Below are 17,070 nucleotides of genomic sequence, written 5' to 3' on the forward strand. Positions count from 1 at the left end.
TTAAATATTTTTTTATTGATAATAATCGAAATAATTTTCTGGCGATCAAATTAAAAATTAAGATAAAGCCTTATAATTTATTAATTATATTGATATTATTCGGTATCAATTTTAAATACAATAAGAATTCTTTTTAAAAAAAATATTTAAAAATTTTTTATTTTTTTTAGTAAACCGTTATTTAGAGATTTTATTATATTTAATAAATTTAATAAAGAAAAATAAAGGAAAAATTTAAAATCTTAAATAAAAAAATTTTATTCTTTTTGCAAGGAAATTACTCAAAAATGTATTTAGATCAAACAATCTTAGCATTAGATACTTCTTTAAATGCTTGCTCTGTAGCTATTATTCATTCTAGAAAAATATATACATTATTTCAAATAACTCGAAGAAAACATGAAAAATATATATTAAAAATGATTTTTAAAATTTTAAAAATGTCTCATTGTACTTTAAAAGATGTTGACTTTATTGCATGTACAATTGGTCCTGGAAGTTTTACTGGAATACGTATTTCTATTAATATTGCGCAAACATTATCTATGATTCACGATATTCCTTTATTAAGTTTTTCGACATTACAAGTATTATCAGAACAAAGTTGGATAAAATATCATACAAATCGCACAATAATTTTTATAAAAATCAATTCAAATAATTTCTTATGGGGAAAATACTACCGTAATACCAATGGTATATGGATAGGAGAACATACCGAAAAATCTTTGAAAAATATAAATAAAATTCCTAAATTAATAAAAAATTGTACAGGAATTTGGGCTGTAATCGGCACAACATGGAATTTTCGTTTTTCTTTAAAAAAATCTATAAAGTTATTATATACAAATATCCAAACACCTCAAGCAAAAGATATAATATTTTGTTCACATGCATATTTAAAAAAAAATATATATCATAAAATTAAATGCATATATCCAAAATACTTACCTAATATTTATTTTTAAGTCGATAATATTTATATCTTTTATATTAAAAGAAGATATTTAAAAATTTTTATAATGCATTATGTTATTATTCAGGAATGGTAATATTTAATTCTAAAATTGAAATATTTGTATTTTTTTGTTCTAATTGAATAGTTATCATTTCTGGAGTTATTTTTATATATTTTGAAACAACCACTAATAATTCATTTTTTAGTTGAGGAAAATAATTAGGTTCATTCAAACTTTTATTATTTTTTGCGATAACAATTTGAAGCCGTTCTTTTGCAATATTAGCAGTATTTTTTTTCCGCAATAAAAAAAAATCTAATAAGGCCATGTTTATCTCCCTAATAACCATTGTAAAAAAGTTTTTTTACTATTATTAATAAATCGAAAAGGTAATTGTGTACCTAATAAACGATTGACTGTATCAAAATAAGCCTGACCGGCATACGATTCTTTATCTAAAATTACTGAACTTCCTTGATTAGATGATCGCAAAACTGCTGTATCTTCTGGAATTACTCCAATTAAAGGAATACGTAAAATATCTAAAACATCATCTAAACTGAGCATATCACCGCTTTTTACTTTTTTTGGATTATATCTTGTTAATAAGAGATGTTCTTTAATTGGTTCTTTATTTTTTTTAGCTCGTCTAGATTTTGATGAAATAATACCTAAAATACGATCGGAATCACGTACAGATGATATCTCAGGATTAGTGATAACTATAGCTTCGTCCGCAAAATAAATTGATAAAATAGCTCCTTTTTCGATTCCTGCTGGAGAATCACAAATTATAAAATCAAACTTCATTTTACACAATTGTTGAAAAATATTTTTTACACCTGATTTTGTTAATGCATCTTTGTCTCTTGTTTGTGAAGCAGGTAAAATAAATAAATTAGGTGTATGACGATCTCGAATCAAGGCTTGATGAATTGTTGCTTCATTTTTAATGACATTAATAAAATCATATACAACTCTACGCTCACACCCCATAATTAAATCTAAATTTCTTAACCCAATATCAAAATCTATCACAATTGTCTTTTTACCTTGTAATGCTAATCCGGTAGCTATAGCGGCACTAGATGTAGTCTTACCTACACCGCCTTTACCTGAAGTAATCACTATAATTCGCGACATAATTATTCATTCTCTTCTTTAAAATTTAATGATCTAATTCAGATTTTTGATGTTAATTAAACCGTTTTTTAAGCTAATTTCTGTTATTTTACCTATATACTTTGATGGAATTTGTTCAATAATCCAATATTCTCCTGCAATTGATATTAATTCTGCAAATAATTGAGTGCAAAATATTTTTTTTGTTATATCTCCATTAGCTCCTGCTAAAACACGACCTCTCATAACTCCATAAATATGAATATGACCATCAGAAATCAACTCTGCTCCTGTACTGACATTATTTGTTACTATTAAATCACTATGTGGAATATATATTTTTTGTCCAGAACGTACAGGATAATTAACAATATGCGTGTTATTTATAGGTAATAACGGTATTTTAACTATTTTTTTATTGTTCTTATTTACAATATTAACAGCATTTATAATTTTTTTTTTATTTGGAAAAATCGGTAAACCTGAAAGTACAATTAAATTTTTTAATTGATTATTATAACACCCATTTACTCCTGAAATAAATAATCCTGTAGATAATATAGCAGCTTTCATATTAATCCAATCAACTTTTTGTGACAATTGTTCCACATTTAATATTACTGGCATATTTTTAAAAAAAGACGGCGAAGTTTTAATTTTATTAAATATCGCTCTTTTTGTACGATTAATATTAATATCATATAAATATAATACCGGAATAAAGAAATTACTACTTTTTAATACAATAGATATACTTTTCATTCACTTTCACTTTCGCGTTATATATTAATGTAAATGAATATAAATAATATACAGTTCTATTTAAAATAGAAAACAATTTTTATTATTAAAAAAATAATGTTATATTATGAATAAAAAAAATAGTTAATCATATATTATTATATTATACGTAAAAATAACTTTAACAATTTTCCTTTTAAATTAAAAAATATGAACGATTTTTATAAAAAGAAATATTTATCTAAAGAAAGTCAAATATTATTAAAAAATTTTAATATTATTAAAAACCATAACGTTATTTTTTCAGGAATTATACCTGATAAATTAAGCTATATTTTAACCTGCAAAAAATTTATTATTTATGCTCAAAAATATAATATTTATAATATCGTAAATAAAAAAATACATCAACATATTATATTTCATCAAGATATTCATAAAAAAATATTTTTTCAATATAATTGTTTAGTATATTTTTGGCCAAAAGATAAAAAAGAAGCTAAATTTCAATTAATATATTTATTTTCAATAATAAAAAAAAATTTTAAGATTTATATAATTGGAAAAAATAATAGCGGAATTAACGGAATAAAAAAAATTTTTATAAATTTTATAAACTTTATAAAAATAGATTTTGCTAGAAATTGCGTTCTTTATCATGGAATTTTAAAGAAAAAAATTCCATTTGTTTTAAAAAATTTTGTAAAAAAATATACCTGGCATCATTTTGTTATTTATCATTTACCGGGGGTTTTTGGATATAATGGAATTGATCAAGGAAGTTTGTTATTAATTTCTACATTTAATAACAAAATTAATGGCAATATATTAGATCTTTGTTCAGGTTCAGGAATTTTAAGTGTTGCATTATCGTATTTTGCTAAAAATATCACTCTTACACTTACAGATATTTATGATTCTGCCATTTGGAGTAGTAAAAAAACACTAAAGACCAATAAAATTGAAGGATATATATATAAAAGCGATATTTATTCTAATATTACAGGAAAATTTGATTTTATAATCTCTAATCCTCCTATTCATAATAACTTAAAAGTAAATATTAATATTATTAGAAAAATTGTTAAGCACTCTAAAAAATATTTAAAAAATAATGGAAAATTAAGGATAGTAACTAACTCTATGATATCTTATCAAAATATCTTTAAAAAATATTTTAACAAATATGATGTCATTTTAAAAACAAAAAAATATAAAATTTACCAAGTCACTTGTAAATATAAAAATTAATAATTATACCCGGAGCGGGACTTGAACCCGCAAAGCTAAAAAAGCCGAGGGATTTTAAGTCCCTTGTGTCTACCGATTTCACCATCCGGGCAATAATATAACTTGAAATAATTTTTAATTATACAGGCGCGTCCCGGAATTGAACCGAGTTATACGGATTTGCAATCCGCTGCATCACCAATCTGCCAACGCGCCTCTTAATAGTTTTTATATAATTAAAAAGTTTTATTTTTCGGAGGAGGAGGGATTCGAACTCTCGGACGATTTCTCGTCGGCGGTTTTCAAGACCGCTGCCTTAAACCACTCGGCCACTCCTCCAAATTTATTAATTTTTATATTGTACTAAATATTTTTTTAAAAGTAAAGAGCTTAAAAAAATTTTTAAAATATCAAGATATAGTAAATAATTACTTTTTAATTTTTAAAAAAAATAAAAAATTTATATATACTTTATTTTAAATAATATTTTTTAATTTGTGATGAATATTTACTAAGATTTTTTTTTAAAAAAAAATCTTAAAAAAAAATTTTAAATATTATTTACTAATTATTTCTTATTAATTATTTTTGTTATTTATTTTATTTTTGATATTAATTTGTAATTACATATTTAGTATTTAATTTAATTAAATAGATTAAGTATCTATTCTTTTAATAGAAACAAAAAAATTTAAATTATTTTATAAATATGAATACTTATTATCGGTACATATATCAAAAAGTGTAGTATTTTTTTCATTTTCTCCAAATTGCCATGATATACTAAGATTCAAATTATCCAATATAGATCTAATATTTAAATTACCCAGATCTAAAATACTTTTTTTAACTTGATAACTAAAGTCAACATAAATTTTATTATTTAAAAAAAATTGAATTCCTGAAGCAAAAAAAGGAAAAAAATCTTGATGAATATAATTTTTTAAATTAACACCTTTTAGTTTATTTTCTTGAAATTTTTGTGACAATAATCGTCCAATTTTAGTATATAACGATAACTTTTTAGTTACCGGAAGAACTAATTTTGTTGTATACTCGATATCAGAAAAAAATATTTTTGGCATTTGAAATTTTACTGTTTGAGGCATTTTTCCAGCAAGACGTGATAAAACCTCTACACTAAGATAGGGGTTAATTTTATATCCAAGAAAAAAACTATAATTTAACTTTAATAGATTTCTTATAATTTCATAATAATTATTTTGATAAAAATTATGATATTGTTTAAAAGTGTCTTTAATATTTGAAGCTCCTGAATTTATACCTGTATACCATTTTTGTTGACTTAATATCGATGCCTGAGTATTAGGATTTATTAAACTAACAAATAAAATTGAAAAAGCAAACGCTAATTTAACCATATATAAACTCCAAAAATTTTAAATGAATATTTAATACGGACATCCTTATTAAATAACTTCATACATATACTTTGATGCTTATTTTTTGAGTATTCAAAATATTAAAAAAAAATATTAGCGTTTTTCTAGTATCACTCTATAAAAAATATAATTTCTTAAAAAAATATATCTATATAAAAAATTATTAATGGTAGTAATATTAAATTAAAAAAGTTACTTTTTATTAAAAATAAAATACATAAAAACTTAAAAATAATCATTTTATTTAATAAATATTACATTACCATAGAATTTTAATCATATATTATATAAGAAAAATGTTTTAAATTTATACCAGTAAACCATAATGCTATTAAATAAACACCGCTACTTAATAAACAAATAAAAAAAATACGAGTGATACGAACTACTATATTACCGATACTCCAAGAAGAAATAAAATATAAAATAAACCATAAAAATAATGACATTATTATTGTTGAAAACAATATTCTAAAGAAAAAAAGAGACCAACCAGGTTGTAAATGAAATTTTTTTGTCCTACATAAAGCGATAAATAATAAAATTGCATTAATCCATGCTGATATACTAATTGATAATGCTAAACCAGATTGTTTTAAGAAAAAAACAAATAAAATATTCATGATTTGTGTAATAAATAATGTAACAAAAGAAATTTTCATTGGTGTTATAACATCTTTAATGGAATAAAATGCTGTTGATAATACTTTTATAGCCATTAAAGCAGTAATCCCTAATGTATAACATAATAATATTTTTTGTGTCATAATAGTATCAACGTCAACAAAATGACCGTATTCAAATAAAGAAATAATAAAAGGTTTAGATAAAATAGCTAAAAGAGCTGTACTAGGAAGAGCGAGCGCAAAAGAAATTCTTAATCCCCAATCCAATAATCGAGAATATTCTTTATCAGTTTCTAATGTGTGATACTTAATTAATTTTGGAAAAATTAACGTGCTTACTGAAACGCCTAACACACCAATAGGAAATTCCATTAATCGATCCGCATAATATAACCATGATATAGATCCAGAATTAAATAAAGATGCAATCACACTATTAATAACGATAGAAATTTGTCCTGCTGAAACTCCTAAAATAGCTGGTGCAATTTTTTTTAATACTCTTTGCAAACCAATATTATAAAAATCTAATTTAGGAAACACTAACATATTTTTAATACTTAGCGTGGGGAGCTGATATAAAATTTGCAATATTCCTCCAACAATTACACCCCACCCCAAAGATAATATTTGCGGTTGAAAATAAGAATTTTTTAAAAATGAACTTAATAATGTAAAAAATATTACACTAATATTAAGTAATATTGGAGAAAAAGAAGGTATTAAAAAACTATTATATGTATATAAAATAGATGAAATAAAAGATGATATAGAAACAAAAAAAATATAAGGAAAAATAATTTTAAATAATTGAATTCCTAAATTAAGTTTACATTTTTCATTAGAAAAACCTGGTGATGTCATTAATACAATCGCTGACGGGAAAAACATACCTATAAAAATTAATAATGTTAATGATAATATTAACATTCCTAAAATATTAGAAATAAATTCTTTAATAAACTTTTCTTTATAATGCGTTTTATATTCTGATAAAACTGGTATAAACGCTTGTGAAAAAGCACCGTCCGCAAAAATTCTACGAAGTAAATTTGGTATTTTAAAAATCGAAAAAAATACATCTGTTTCAACAGACGCACCAAATGTATATGCAATTAAAAAATCTCGAACAAATCCTAAAATACGACAACCGGAAGTAACAATACTCATTGATACTAAAGATTTCAAAAGATTCATTGTGTATAACCTTGGTCATTTTTACTTTCGATAATTATTCACTATTAGTTATCAACTATTAAAAAAAATGATATTTTATAATATACATTAATTAACATTTTATATATTTAAATACATAAAATATATATATATTAAGTAATTTTTTCTATTTATGATTATTACTTATTATAAAAAATTATGGTTTCAAAGAATAAAATAAAGAAATTATTCATATATTATTTAAACTCTATCATTTATCTCAATAATCTATGTAAAAAATAAACTCTAATAGCGTATATAAGAATTATATTATAAAATGAAAAAAATTATTTTTAAAATATATTTAATAGATATTCTGATTTTATCATAATATCTATTAAATATATTAAAATAAAATGACATTATTTCATATTAGATTTTATCTAATTAAAATCTTGCTATGATAAAAATTTCTCTTATACTATACCTAAATACAAATGATACTTTTACGTGAATTTATCAAATGTCAAAAATAAAAATTTAATTTTTAGTTCTATCTTCAAAAAATTTAAAAAAAATAATTTTTAATAATTAATTAATATATTTAGATAATAGATTGATCGATTTTGTTATTATAATATGTTATCTTAAATTTATTATATTAAAAATATTATTTTCCAAAAATAAAATAAATAAAATGTAATTATATAAATTTGATAACAATAATTTTCTTTAAAAAAATTTTATTTTTTATCTCATATAACTAAAAAAGATTATTCTACTAAAAAAAATATTATATAAAAAAATTTATATCTATAAATGATATATGTAACCTTTTGTAAAAAATAAAAAATAATTTTTTCTTAAAAATATTCGTAAAAATAATTTACAATTCTAGATTTATAAAATAATATAAAAAATATTTGAGGATGATTATGTTTTCTACGCTCTGGAAAATTTTTGAATTAGATAAAATCGCAATAAATTTATTACTTTACCAACAAAGCCTCATTGTATCTAATATAGTTAATATAAATACAAAAAATTATCAAGCAAAAGATATCAATTTTAAAAAAGAATTTATAGCAGCAGTTAAAGAAAGACAGAAAAATATAGAAAATAAAAATTTTTTAATGGATTATTCTAAAATAAAATTAATACCAAGAAAAAAAAAAGTTTTATTAAAAAATAACTCAAAAGAATTTATAAAAAATAATGATTTAGATATAGAAAGATTAAAATTTTTAAAAAATTCTATTATATACCAAAAATGTATTGCCTCAATCAAAAAAAGAGAAAAAATATTTTTTGATATAATTGGGATATAATTTGTATGATTATATCATTAGATACATATGATATTACAGTTTCATCCATAATCGTTCAAGTAGTTAATAATGAAATTAGAAAGTTAATAAATTAGAAAGTTTAGAAATTTTTTTTAAAGATAAAAACGAAAAATATCATCCGCAGATTGAAAAAATACCTATTTTTCAATTTTTATCTTAACGAAAAAAAAAGAACATCGAAGGGTTATTATGTTTCTCAAGTAATAAAAAAAAAGTCTGTACAAGATATATAGATCAAAATAATCATTTTTTTACTAATCAAAAAGGTTTTATAGAATCTTTTAATATAAATATTTTTAATAAAAAAAACGCTAATATAAATACCAATAATAATAACTATACTCACTTAGAAAAATTAAAAACTATTAAAATACTTATTTTAAAAATATTATCATTACATAAAATATACATTGATTATATTGAGTTTTTCTAGTTGGTGCAATATAATAACATTAGTCACATAAAAAAAAGTTTAAGAAGCTCGCAGTAAATAATTATGATAATAAATTTTCAATGATTTATTTTATATTCACAGACTATATTTAAAAATGTAAAATCATTTTTAAAAATACTAAAACTATGGAGTATTATTTTATGAATAAAATTTTCAATTCTATGTTAATGTCTATAAATCGTAATTTAACTGAAAAAAAAATTTTATTAAATAATATCGACAATTCTTCTACACCTAATTTCCAATCTAATTTTCTTTTTGATGAAACTCCAGATCCATATAGCGATCTACCAAGTACTAGTGACAGATATAATAATCCAGATACACAAGAAGAAGTAATACAACAAGATATCGAATTATTATGCGATACCATCATGCATAAAAATAATTTCTTTTCAGCATTAGACGATCAAGGAAAAGAAGTTTTTATTCGTATTAGTTTAAATGAACCTGTGAAAATTAATAAAAAAAGAGAATTAGTGATAGATAAATTTCGCTTATTAGATACAGATAATAATATAATCATGATTAAAAATGGTTATGATGTTGTTATTCAACCAGATTATACAATTATTGTTTCTAAAGAAAATAGCGATTCTAAAAAAAATATTTTTTTAAGTAAAATAAAATCTATTCTTTTAGATGATTCAGATGTAACCGTAAGAAAAAATAGTAAATTTTGCGATTTAAATCCTTCTGGATTAGAAAAATATAAAGAAAATGAATCTGAAATTATGATCGGTAATATGCCGTATCATATACATCCGGAAAGTGATGAAGATTTAACTGCAAATTTAATTAAAACATTAAGCACAGCAAGAAATATAAAAGCAAATATAACAGTAGAATCAAACACTAATAAAAATTAAGAAAAAACCAATATATTCTTAAAAGAAGTATCTGAAAAATAAAATAAGGAAAAAAAAAATCACCTATAAATCTATTTTTTTTGAGTATTAAAAAATGGTCTAGATACCTAGCTAATTAGTTTAAATAACATAGAAAATAATTTAGCAAATATAAATAAAAATTTAGTTTTAAAAAGTCATGAATCTATATAAAAAAATTCTATCTATTCAAGCAGAAATATATCCAAAAATAAAGATAAAAAAAATATCTCCAATTAAATTAAGAATAAGAATAAAGATAATTTCTATAGAATAGATATTTCAGAACACCAATTAGAAAAAGAGTCTTGGAAAACTCTTGCTATTCATAAAAAAATTTTTTTCAAATTTAATTAAAAAATGTAAAAATCGTATTTAAAAAAAGATGATACATATAAAGTAATAATACTGAAGAATAGTTACAAAGAATGGGGATTATCTCTTTTTTCCCTTCATAACGATTCTTAAAATTAGTAATAAAAATAATTATATAAAGGATGATTTAGTATGACAATTAATAAAATAAATTAAAAACAATATTGAGATTGGAAAAATGCAATGAGTAAAATGTAATAATTTTAATAAATTAGAATATATTGTAAATAATTGATCTCAATAAACAAAATCAATTATATATAATAATACTAAATTTATTAGAACTCTATAAGAATAAAGAATCCCAAAAAAAATTCTTTAAGGTTATTTAAAAAAATGTAAAGTCAATATGATAAAAAAATTGGTGAATTAAATACAAAAAACCCAAACTTATGACATTAATAGTAAAGTGCTAACTAGAATTGAACAAATGTTTTAAAAATCATCTTAAATATAAAATTAAAAAAATTAGGAGGTATTGTATCTGTGTTTCAGTTATTCTCAATTAAATATAAAAAAATTTTTATATGTTTTGTGTTAATATTTTCGATAATTTTTTATATAAACTATAATAAAAAATTAAAAAATAGAATAACTTTTACACAATCAGTTAATAAACATATAAATATTTTGAAAAAAAAACCACAAATTTACCAATCTTGGTATGCAGAAAAAAAAAAATATCAAATCGGCGATCTAATTATCATTAATTTAAAGGAAAATATACAAGCTTCAAACAGCTCATCAGATCATTGTCAACGAGAAAAAGAAAGTAACACGGGAATATTTTCTGTATTTCGTAATAGTATGAAATCTTTTTTTCCAGTCCCAAAAGATGCTATAGATACTCCAAACATAGATACGCATAATAAACAATCTTTTTTACATCAAGATAATGCATTTGCAAATAATGTTATTACAGGTACAATTACAGGAATTATTAAGAAAATTTTACCTAACGGGTATTTAGAGGTATTAGGAAAAAAAATTATTATAATAAATAGTAGTACTGAAGATATATATTTTTCTGGTATTATTAATCCTGAAAATATTGATAAAAATAATTTTATTTCTTCAGCTCATATTGCAAACTGTAAAATTTGTTATAAATATCATCATCCTACTATTCATAAAATAACAAAAACTGAGACCTTAAAAAACTTCTTGAAATCATTTATTGAACTATCAATAAAAATGTTTCATACCATAATAAAAAATTCACAGTTATAAAAGGTTTTTATGAATCATTTAATGAAATATAAATATATTTTTTTAGTTATTTTATCTATTTACGTAATACATCCCGCTATTTTAGCAGAAAAAATTAAAAATTTAATTAAAGTATCACAAAATCATCAAACACAATTATTAGGATATGGTTTAATTATTGGTTTAAATGGAACTGGAGATCAAATAACAACGACATCATTTGCAAAAAAATTATTAATAAATATATTTTTAAAATTAGGCATTAATATTAACAACGAATATAACACTCAAACAAGAAATATAGCTGCAGTCATAGTGACCACAGTTACTCCATCATGGAGTTATGTAGGACAAAAAATGAATTTATCAATCTCATCAATCGGAAACGCAACCAATCTACAAGGAGGAATATTATTACTCACTCCGCTATATGGATTGGATAACATAAAATATGCTATTGCATACGGAAAAATCCCTTTTATTTCTAATACATTAAATATGAAAAATTCATATAAAAAAAATAACTATACTAATATAGAAATCAAGAAAGGAGCTATTTTAGAAAAAAAATTACCACACTCTACAAAAAAACAAAAAATTTTATTTCATGTACTAAATAAAAATAGCGCTTTAACAGAAGAAATATATCAAGTTATTAATAAAAATTATCCCATGCAAAGCAAAATTGTTGATTTATATACAATACAAATTACTCTTCCAGAAAATAAATTATCACAACTTAAAATGTTATCGTGTATCGAAAATATACAAATAGATACATCAAAATTTAATTAAATTTATTAAAAATAAATAATTCATCTTCTGAATAATTTATATTAATATTTAAAATAAAAAAAAAACAAAAAAAATATTATTAAAAAAAAAGATAATCAAATCAAAATATATATTATAAAAAAATCTTAGGTTAAATATGATATGATATTAAAAAAACTTATTAAAAAAGCAATAATAAAAATTAATTTTTTATAAAAATGAAAAATGATGCTATATAACCAAAAAAAGAAAAAAAAAATTGTTCCAAAATATAAAATCATTGTAAATGAAAATATATCAACTCAAAGAATAGATAATTTTTTATTTAAAAAATTTAAAAATTTACCAAAAAGTATGATATATCGTTGTTTAAGAATAGGAAAGATTCGACTTAATAAAAAAAAAATAAATCCTAATTATAAATTACAAAAAAAAGATATTATTACATTATTTTCTATTAAAATACCAATAATTAAAAAAAAAAAACGAACGTACAACAAATCTACTATTAATTTTTTTTTAAAACATATTATTTATGAAGACGAATATTTATTAATTATAAATAAACCTACTGGTATTGCTGTTCATGGAGGTAGCGGAATCACATCAGGAATTATAGAAATATTTCGCGTAATACGTACAGACCTATTTTTTTTAGAATTAGTACATCGTCTAGATAAAGATACATCAGGAATTTTAATTTTAGCTAAAAAAAATTCAATATTAAAAATAATGCACCAACAATTACGTGAAAAAAAAATTTACAAAGAATATACTGCTATTGTACAAGGGCACTGGCCAAAAAATAAGAAAATAATAGATCTTCCTTTATTAAAAACGAAAAATATATATGATAAAAATAAAGTTCGAGTACATCAAAACGGAAAATCTTCACAAACAATTTTTATTGTAAAAAAATATTATCTAAATACTACTTTAGTATCAATTATACCGATTACCGGAAGAACGCATCAAATTCGTGTACATGCTGCCTATTCTGGTTTTCCAATAATTTTTGACGAAAAATATAGTACAAAAAAAATAAAGGAATCTGAAGAAATAAAAAAAATAAATAAAAAAAGATTATTATTACATGCTCAAACTATGATTTTTATGCACCCCCAATATCAAAAAAAAATTTGTATATATGCACCTTTAAATAAAACTTTTAAAAATTATATAGATTTTTTTGCTCAAAATATATCTACATAAAATATTTTATTATGAAAATTTTGAATAAAGAAAAAATGAATAAAAAAAAATTCAATAATTCATTTATATTGTTAAAGTAAATAGGAAAAAATTATGGCTGTTCAAAAAAGTAAACCAAGTAGATCTAAAAGAGGAATGAGACGATCTCATGATCATATATCATTAAAAAAATTATCTCAAGATAAAATATCAGAAGAATTCCATATTCGTCATCATATTACTAAAACAGGTTTTTATAGAGGAAAAAAACAAAAAAACTTTATAAAAAATAAGATTACCTAATAAAGTTACTTCCAATTATTAATATAATTTTTTTCTAATTAAAAAATAATTTATATTAATTAATCAGTATATTAATACTATATATAAAATTTTCTTTTTATCATTTATATTAGTCTGAAAATCTTTTTAAATTTTATAAAATATGAAAAAATTTGCCATTATTTTTTCGGGACAAGGATTATATAATCCCAATATATTATTTTTATTACTAAAAAAATATCCTATAATTAAAAGAACATTTCAAGAAGCGTCTGATTTTTTAAAATATGATATACTAAAAAAAATTCTTCAAGAGTATTATCCTAATAAAAAAAATCAGCTAGAATTTCAATATTTTATTTTAATATCTTCAGTAGCAATGTTTCGCATGTGGTTACAACAGTCATCTGATCTTTTTCCTAATATTATGGCAGGTCATAGTATTGGTCAATATTCAGCATTAATATGTAATCATTCTATAAAATTTATAGATGGCTTAAAAATACTTAAAATACGTGATAAGATTATAAAATCTAAAAAAAAAAATAAAAAATATTTAACTTATGTCATAATTGGATTAAAATTACCAATAATAAAAAAAATTTGTCTATATGTGTCCGGATATAAAAAAAAAGTATTTGTTTCATGTATTAATACAGATATACAAACAGTTATAACCGGGCACAGTCTCGCGGTAATAAAAGCTAATAAAATATGTAAAAAACATGGCGCAAAACATATTATAAAATTACCTATTTATTTTAGTATGCACTGTCTGTTAATGAAAAAAATTTCAAAAATTTTTTCTTATCATTTAAATAAAATAAAAATTTTATCAGGTCAATGCTCTATTATTGAAAATGTTAAAGCTTCTTTTTTGTTATCAAAAGAAGAAATATATCAAGCAATAATTAAACAATTTTATAAACCAGTCAAGTGGACTAAAATTATTAAAAAAATTATTTCTAGTCAAATTAAATATTGTATAAATATTAATTTAAATAATACATTTAGAAATTCATATCTTTCGACTAAGAAATTAATCAATTTATCTATAAATTCAAAGGATTATCTTTTATCGACCATTGATATTATCAAGAATAATGAAAAAAAAAAATAAAATTGCTTTAGTGACAGGAGCTAGTCGAGGAATAGGAAAAAATATAGCTTTACAATTAATAAAATTAGGCATCTATGTAATTGGAACCGCAAAAACTAATAAAGGAATCCAAATAATAAAAAGAATGTTGGATAAACAAGGTAGAGCGATTCAAGTAAATTTTTTAAATTATAATAATGCTCAAGTAACTATCCAAAATACTATGAAAGAAATAGGAAAAATAGATATTTTAATTCATAATTCAGGAATTATCAATGATAATTTATTAATGAATATGACTATAAAAGAATGGAATAATGTAATAACAGTTAACTTATGTTCAATATTTTGCCTTTCTAAAGTGATTTTACCATATATGCTGAAAAAAAAATTTGGACGTATTATTGTTATTAATTCAGTAATCGGATATATCGGACAAATTGGACAAACTAATTATGCTGCTTCTAAATTAGGACTAGTAGGATTTATAAAATCTCTAGCGCTAGAAGTAGCTTCTAGAAATATTACAGTGAATTTAATAGCTCCAGGATATATTTTAACAGATATGACAAAAAAAATTTTATTCTCTAAAAAAAGAGAAATCATACGGAAGATACCAACTAAAAAGTTTGGAAAACCAGCTGATATTACTCATGTAGTCAAATTTTTATTATCTAAAAAATCATCATATATAACCGGACAAACAATACATGTTAATGGTGGTATATATATGCCATAATTTACCTAATAGAATTCATTAAAAAATAAATTATATATTTTAAAAAATAAACCTTGTGAAAAAATTGAGATATAAATATGAATAATATTACGAATAGAATTTTTAAAATTCTCGCAAAACAATTTCAAAAGAAAGAAAATAAAATTTCTTTAAAAAGTAATTTTTCAAATGATTTTCAAGCCGACTCTTTAGATTTTGTAGAATTAATTATGTTAGTAGAAGATGAATTTAAAATTGATATTATTGATATAAATATCAATCATATAAAGACTGTTGAAAACTTTATAGATTTCATTACAAAAATAATAAAAAAAAAATAATATTGATCAATGTTTTAATATCATATATTATAATATATATATTAAAAAAGAAAAATTTATAATAAAAATAACATAGAAAGAAATAATATTTTAATTCTTTTTTTTCTATAAAAAACACATATACATTAAATTATATAAAAATATAATGAAAAATTATCCTTGGCTAAAAAAACAATATAAAAATATTGTAATGAAATATATAAATAAAAAATTACATCCTATTATTTTAATTCATGCATATCCAGGGATGGGTGTCTCTCAATTAATTTATAAAGTCAGTCAATGGTTATTATGTTTAAAAAAAAATAAACTCCACTCTTGTAACCAATGTACTTCTTGTATTTTTATTAAAAAAAGAAATCATCCAGACTTATACCAAAAAAATATTTATAAAATAAAAAAAAAAATTAGTATTGATGATATACGTCAAATTATCATCAACATTCAGAAAACTTCACAACAAGGAGGCGTAAAAATAGTATATATTAAAAAGATCCAAAACATTACTATAGAAGCAAACAATGCATTATTAAAAACACTAGAAGAACCTCCTAAAAACACGCTTTTTTTTTATCTACCAATAATTTGGAAAAAATTCATAATACATTAAAAAGCCGAGCTACAATATATTATATTCGTTCTCTAAATAAAAATAATTCTATTTTATGGTTACAAGAAAAAAATAAAAATAAATCAAATCAAGAAATTAAGACTGCTTTTTGTATTAATAAATATTCGCTAATAAAATCTCATCTATTTTTAAATGGATCTCAAATATTACAAAGAAAAAAGCTCATGAATATTATTAAAAACTATGTTCTTGATCAAGATATTAATGTATTATTTTCACTTTTGTACTATAATAATACATCTCTTCTAATTACATGGATATGTCATTTGCTGATAGATGTAATAAAATTTAATATATTTAAAAAAAAAGATGTTTTATGTAATCCTGATCAATATGATTTAATTAAAAAATTATCTAAAAAAATAGAATTAGAGAATCTTTATGAAAATTTAATGTCCTGGATTAAATGTCAATATATATTAAAAAAAATTCCTTATATTGATAAAAAATTAATGTTAACTGAACAAACATTATGTTGGAATTATTTACTCAACAATAAAAAATAAATTATCTATGGAAAAAAA

The 17,070-nt window shown here is 21.1% G+C and carries 18 protein-coding genes and 3 tRNA genes; 13 read left to right on the forward strand and 8 right to left on the reverse strand.

What is annotated here, in order from left to right; genetic code table 11:
* Positions 1 to 287 precede the first annotated feature (287 nt).
* Positions 288 to 968, forward strand: coding sequence for a tRNA (adenosine(37)-N6)-threonylcarbamoyltransferase complex dimerization subunit type 1 TsaB (gene tsaB / locus APCICONF2801_RS01065; protein WP_075431946.1), 681 nt, complete (start codon positions 288 to 290; stop codon positions 966 to 968).
* Positions 969 to 1,035: 67 nt separating this feature from the next.
* On the opposite strand, the gene minE is transcribed toward tsaB, so the two are convergent.
* From minE to minC, 3 genes are read right to left on the reverse strand one after another with little or no spacing between them, the layout of a single operon-like run.
* Positions 1,036 to 1,287: a cell division topological specificity factor MinE gene (gene minE / locus APCICONF2801_RS01070; protein WP_075431948.1), complete on the reverse strand. Its 252-nt coding sequence runs from the start codon at positions 1,285 to 1,287 to the stop codon at positions 1,036 to 1,038.
* Between the two features lie 2 nt (positions 1,288 to 1,289).
* Positions 1,290 to 2,102, reverse strand: a complete 813-nt coding sequence (minD, locus tag APCICONF2801_RS01075; protein WP_075431949.1) for a septum site-determining protein MinD — start codon at positions 2,100 to 2,102, stop codon at positions 1,290 to 1,292.
* 33 nt (positions 2,103 to 2,135) lie between these two features.
* Positions 2,136 to 2,843 carry a septum site-determining protein MinC gene (gene minC / locus APCICONF2801_RS01080; protein WP_075431951.1) on the reverse strand — a complete coding sequence of 236 codons (708 nt, stop codon included), beginning with the start codon at positions 2,841 to 2,843 and terminating at the stop codon, positions 2,136 to 2,138.
* A gap of 189 nt (positions 2,844 to 3,032) precedes the next feature.
* Between minC and rsmC the strand changes: the two genes are divergently transcribed.
* A complete protein-coding gene (gene rsmC, locus APCICONF2801_RS01085) occupies positions 3,033 to 4,073 on the forward strand; it encodes a 16S rRNA (guanine(1207)-N(2))-methyltransferase RsmC (protein ID WP_075431953.1) in 1,041 nt (346 codons plus the stop codon).
* A gap of 6 nt (positions 4,074 to 4,079) precedes the next feature.
* On the opposite strand, the gene APCICONF2801_RS01090 is transcribed toward rsmC, so the two are convergent.
* From APCICONF2801_RS01090 to murJ, 5 genes are all read right to left on the reverse strand, one after another.
* Positions 4,080 to 4,164: transfer RNA gene (locus APCICONF2801_RS01090), tRNA-Leu, on the reverse strand.
* Between the two features lie 33 nt (positions 4,165 to 4,197).
* Positions 4,198 to 4,268 (reverse strand) — tRNA-Cys (locus APCICONF2801_RS01095).
* A 38-nt stretch (positions 4,269 to 4,306) separates the two neighbouring features.
* Positions 4,307 to 4,391, reverse strand: a tRNA-Ser gene (locus APCICONF2801_RS01100).
* 362 nt (positions 4,392 to 4,753) lie between these two features.
* Positions 4,754 to 5,434 (reverse strand): outer membrane beta-barrel protein, encoded by a 681-nt coding sequence (locus APCICONF2801_RS01105; protein ID WP_075431954.1) that lies wholly within the window; start codon positions 5,432 to 5,434, stop codon positions 4,754 to 4,756.
* A 293-nt stretch (positions 5,435 to 5,727) separates the two neighbouring features.
* On the reverse strand, positions 5,728 to 7,278 hold the full coding sequence (gene murJ, locus APCICONF2801_RS01110; protein WP_075431956.1) for a murein biosynthesis integral membrane protein MurJ: 1,551 nt from the start codon (positions 7,276 to 7,278) through the stop codon (positions 5,728 to 5,730).
* Positions 7,279 to 8,171: 893 nt separating this feature from the next.
* Here murJ and APCICONF2801_RS01115 point away from each other — a divergent pair.
* From APCICONF2801_RS01115 to APCICONF2801_RS01165, 11 genes are all read left to right on the forward strand, one after another.
* Positions 8,172 to 8,564, forward strand: coding sequence for a flagellar basal body rod protein FlgB (locus tag APCICONF2801_RS01115; protein WP_075431958.1), 393 nt, complete (start codon positions 8,172 to 8,174; stop codon positions 8,562 to 8,564).
* Positions 8,565 to 9,179: 615 nt separating this feature from the next.
* Positions 9,180 to 9,908, forward strand: coding sequence for a hypothetical protein (locus APCICONF2801_RS01120; protein WP_075431960.1), 729 nt, complete (start codon positions 9,180 to 9,182; stop codon positions 9,906 to 9,908).
* A 1,023-nt stretch (positions 9,909 to 10,931) separates the two neighbouring features.
* Positions 10,932 to 11,531 (forward strand): flagellar basal body L-ring protein FlgH, encoded by a 600-nt coding sequence (locus tag APCICONF2801_RS01125; RefSeq protein WP_172800840.1) that lies wholly within the window; start codon positions 10,932 to 10,934, stop codon positions 11,529 to 11,531.
* Positions 11,532 to 11,540: 9 nt separating this feature from the next.
* A complete protein-coding gene (locus APCICONF2801_RS01130) occupies positions 11,541 to 12,305 on the forward strand; it encodes a flagellar basal body P-ring protein FlgI (protein ID WP_075431965.1) in 765 nt (254 codons plus the stop codon).
* 204 nt (positions 12,306 to 12,509) lie between these two features.
* Positions 12,510 to 13,496, forward strand: coding sequence for an RluA family pseudouridine synthase (locus APCICONF2801_RS01135; RefSeq protein WP_231938294.1), 987 nt, complete (start codon positions 12,510 to 12,512; stop codon positions 13,494 to 13,496).
* Between the two features lie 93 nt (positions 13,497 to 13,589).
* Positions 13,590 to 13,778: a 50S ribosomal protein L32 gene (gene rpmF, locus APCICONF2801_RS01140; RefSeq protein ID WP_075431969.1), complete on the forward strand. Its 189-nt coding sequence runs from the start codon at positions 13,590 to 13,592 to the stop codon at positions 13,776 to 13,778.
* Between the two features lie 142 nt (positions 13,779 to 13,920).
* A complete protein-coding gene (locus APCICONF2801_RS01145; RefSeq protein ID WP_075431971.1) occupies positions 13,921 to 14,877 on the forward strand; it encodes an ACP S-malonyltransferase in 957 nt (318 codons plus the stop codon).
* Positions 14,861 to 15,595: a 3-oxoacyl-ACP reductase FabG gene (gene fabG / locus APCICONF2801_RS01150; protein WP_075431973.1), complete on the forward strand. Its 735-nt coding sequence runs from the start codon at positions 14,861 to 14,863 to the stop codon at positions 15,593 to 15,595. The genes APCICONF2801_RS01145 and fabG overlap by 17 nt, the downstream gene beginning before the upstream one ends.
* A gap of 77 nt (positions 15,596 to 15,672) precedes the next feature.
* Positions 15,673 to 15,915, forward strand: a complete 243-nt coding sequence (gene acpP, locus APCICONF2801_RS01155) for an acyl carrier protein (protein ID WP_075431975.1) — start codon at positions 15,673 to 15,675, stop codon at positions 15,913 to 15,915.
* A 145-nt stretch (positions 15,916 to 16,060) separates the two neighbouring features.
* Positions 16,061 to 16,525: a hypothetical protein gene (locus APCICONF2801_RS01160; RefSeq protein WP_075431977.1), complete on the forward strand. Its 465-nt coding sequence runs from the start codon at positions 16,061 to 16,063 to the stop codon at positions 16,523 to 16,525.
* Positions 16,501 to 17,052, forward strand: a complete 552-nt coding sequence (locus APCICONF2801_RS01165; protein WP_075431979.1) for a DNA polymerase III subunit delta' C-terminal domain-containing protein — start codon at positions 16,501 to 16,503, stop codon at positions 17,050 to 17,052. Before APCICONF2801_RS01160 ends, APCICONF2801_RS01165 begins: the two co-directional genes overlap by 25 nt.
* Positions 17,053 to 17,070: the final 18 nt, after the last annotated feature.

It is taken from the genome of Buchnera aphidicola (Cinara confinis), from assembly GCF_900128735.1.
GTDB classification, from domain to species: domain Bacteria; phylum Pseudomonadota; class Gammaproteobacteria; order Enterobacterales; family Enterobacteriaceae; genus Buchnera_F; species Buchnera_F aphidicola_L.

Coding starts and splice junctions, on each gene's coding strand:
- minE (WP_075431948.1), bottom strand. CDS start 1,287: ATGGCCTTATTAGATTTTTTTTTATTGCGGAAAAAAAATACTGCTAAT.
- minC (WP_075431951.1), bottom strand. CDS start 2,843: ATGAAAAGTATATCTATTGTATTAAAAAGTAGTAATTTCTTTATTCCG.
- APCICONF2801_RS01105 (WP_075431954.1), bottom strand. CDS start 5,434: ATGGTTAAATTAGCGTTTGCTTTTTCAATTTTATTTGTTAGTTTAATA.
- APCICONF2801_RS01115 (WP_075431958.1), top strand. CDS start 8,172: ATGTTTTCTACGCTCTGGAAAATTTTTGAATTAGATAAAATCGCAATA.
- APCICONF2801_RS01130 (WP_075431965.1), top strand. CDS start 11,541: ATGAATCATTTAATGAAATATAAATATATTTTTTTAGTTATTTTATCT.
- APCICONF2801_RS01160 (WP_075431977.1), top strand. CDS start 16,061: ATGAAAAATTATCCTTGGCTAAAAAAACAATATAAAAATATTGTAATG.
- APCICONF2801_RS01120 (WP_075431960.1), top strand. CDS start 9,180: ATGAATAAAATTTTCAATTCTATGTTAATGTCTATAAATCGTAATTTA.
- APCICONF2801_RS01135 (WP_231938294.1), top strand. CDS start 12,510: ATGATGCTATATAACCAAAAAAAGAAAAAAAAAATTGTTCCAAAATAT.
- rpmF (WP_075431969.1), top strand. CDS start 13,590: ATGGCTGTTCAAAAAAGTAAACCAAGTAGATCTAAAAGAGGAATGAGA.
- murJ (WP_075431956.1), bottom strand. CDS start 7,278: ATGAATCTTTTGAAATCTTTAGTATCAATGAGTATTGTTACTTCCGGT.
- fabG (WP_075431973.1), top strand. CDS start 14,861: ATGAAAAAAAAAAATAAAATTGCTTTAGTGACAGGAGCTAGTCGAGGA.
- tsaB (WP_075431946.1), top strand. CDS start 288: ATGTATTTAGATCAAACAATCTTAGCATTAGATACTTCTTTAAATGCT.
- acpP (WP_075431975.1), top strand. CDS start 15,673: ATGAATAATATTACGAATAGAATTTTTAAAATTCTCGCAAAACAATTT.
- rsmC (WP_075431953.1), top strand. CDS start 3,033: ATGAACGATTTTTATAAAAAGAAATATTTATCTAAAGAAAGTCAAATA.
- minD (WP_075431949.1), bottom strand. CDS start 2,102: ATGTCGCGAATTATAGTGATTACTTCAGGTAAAGGCGGTGTAGGTAAG.
- APCICONF2801_RS01145 (WP_075431971.1), top strand. CDS start 13,921: ATGAAAAAATTTGCCATTATTTTTTCGGGACAAGGATTATATAATCCC.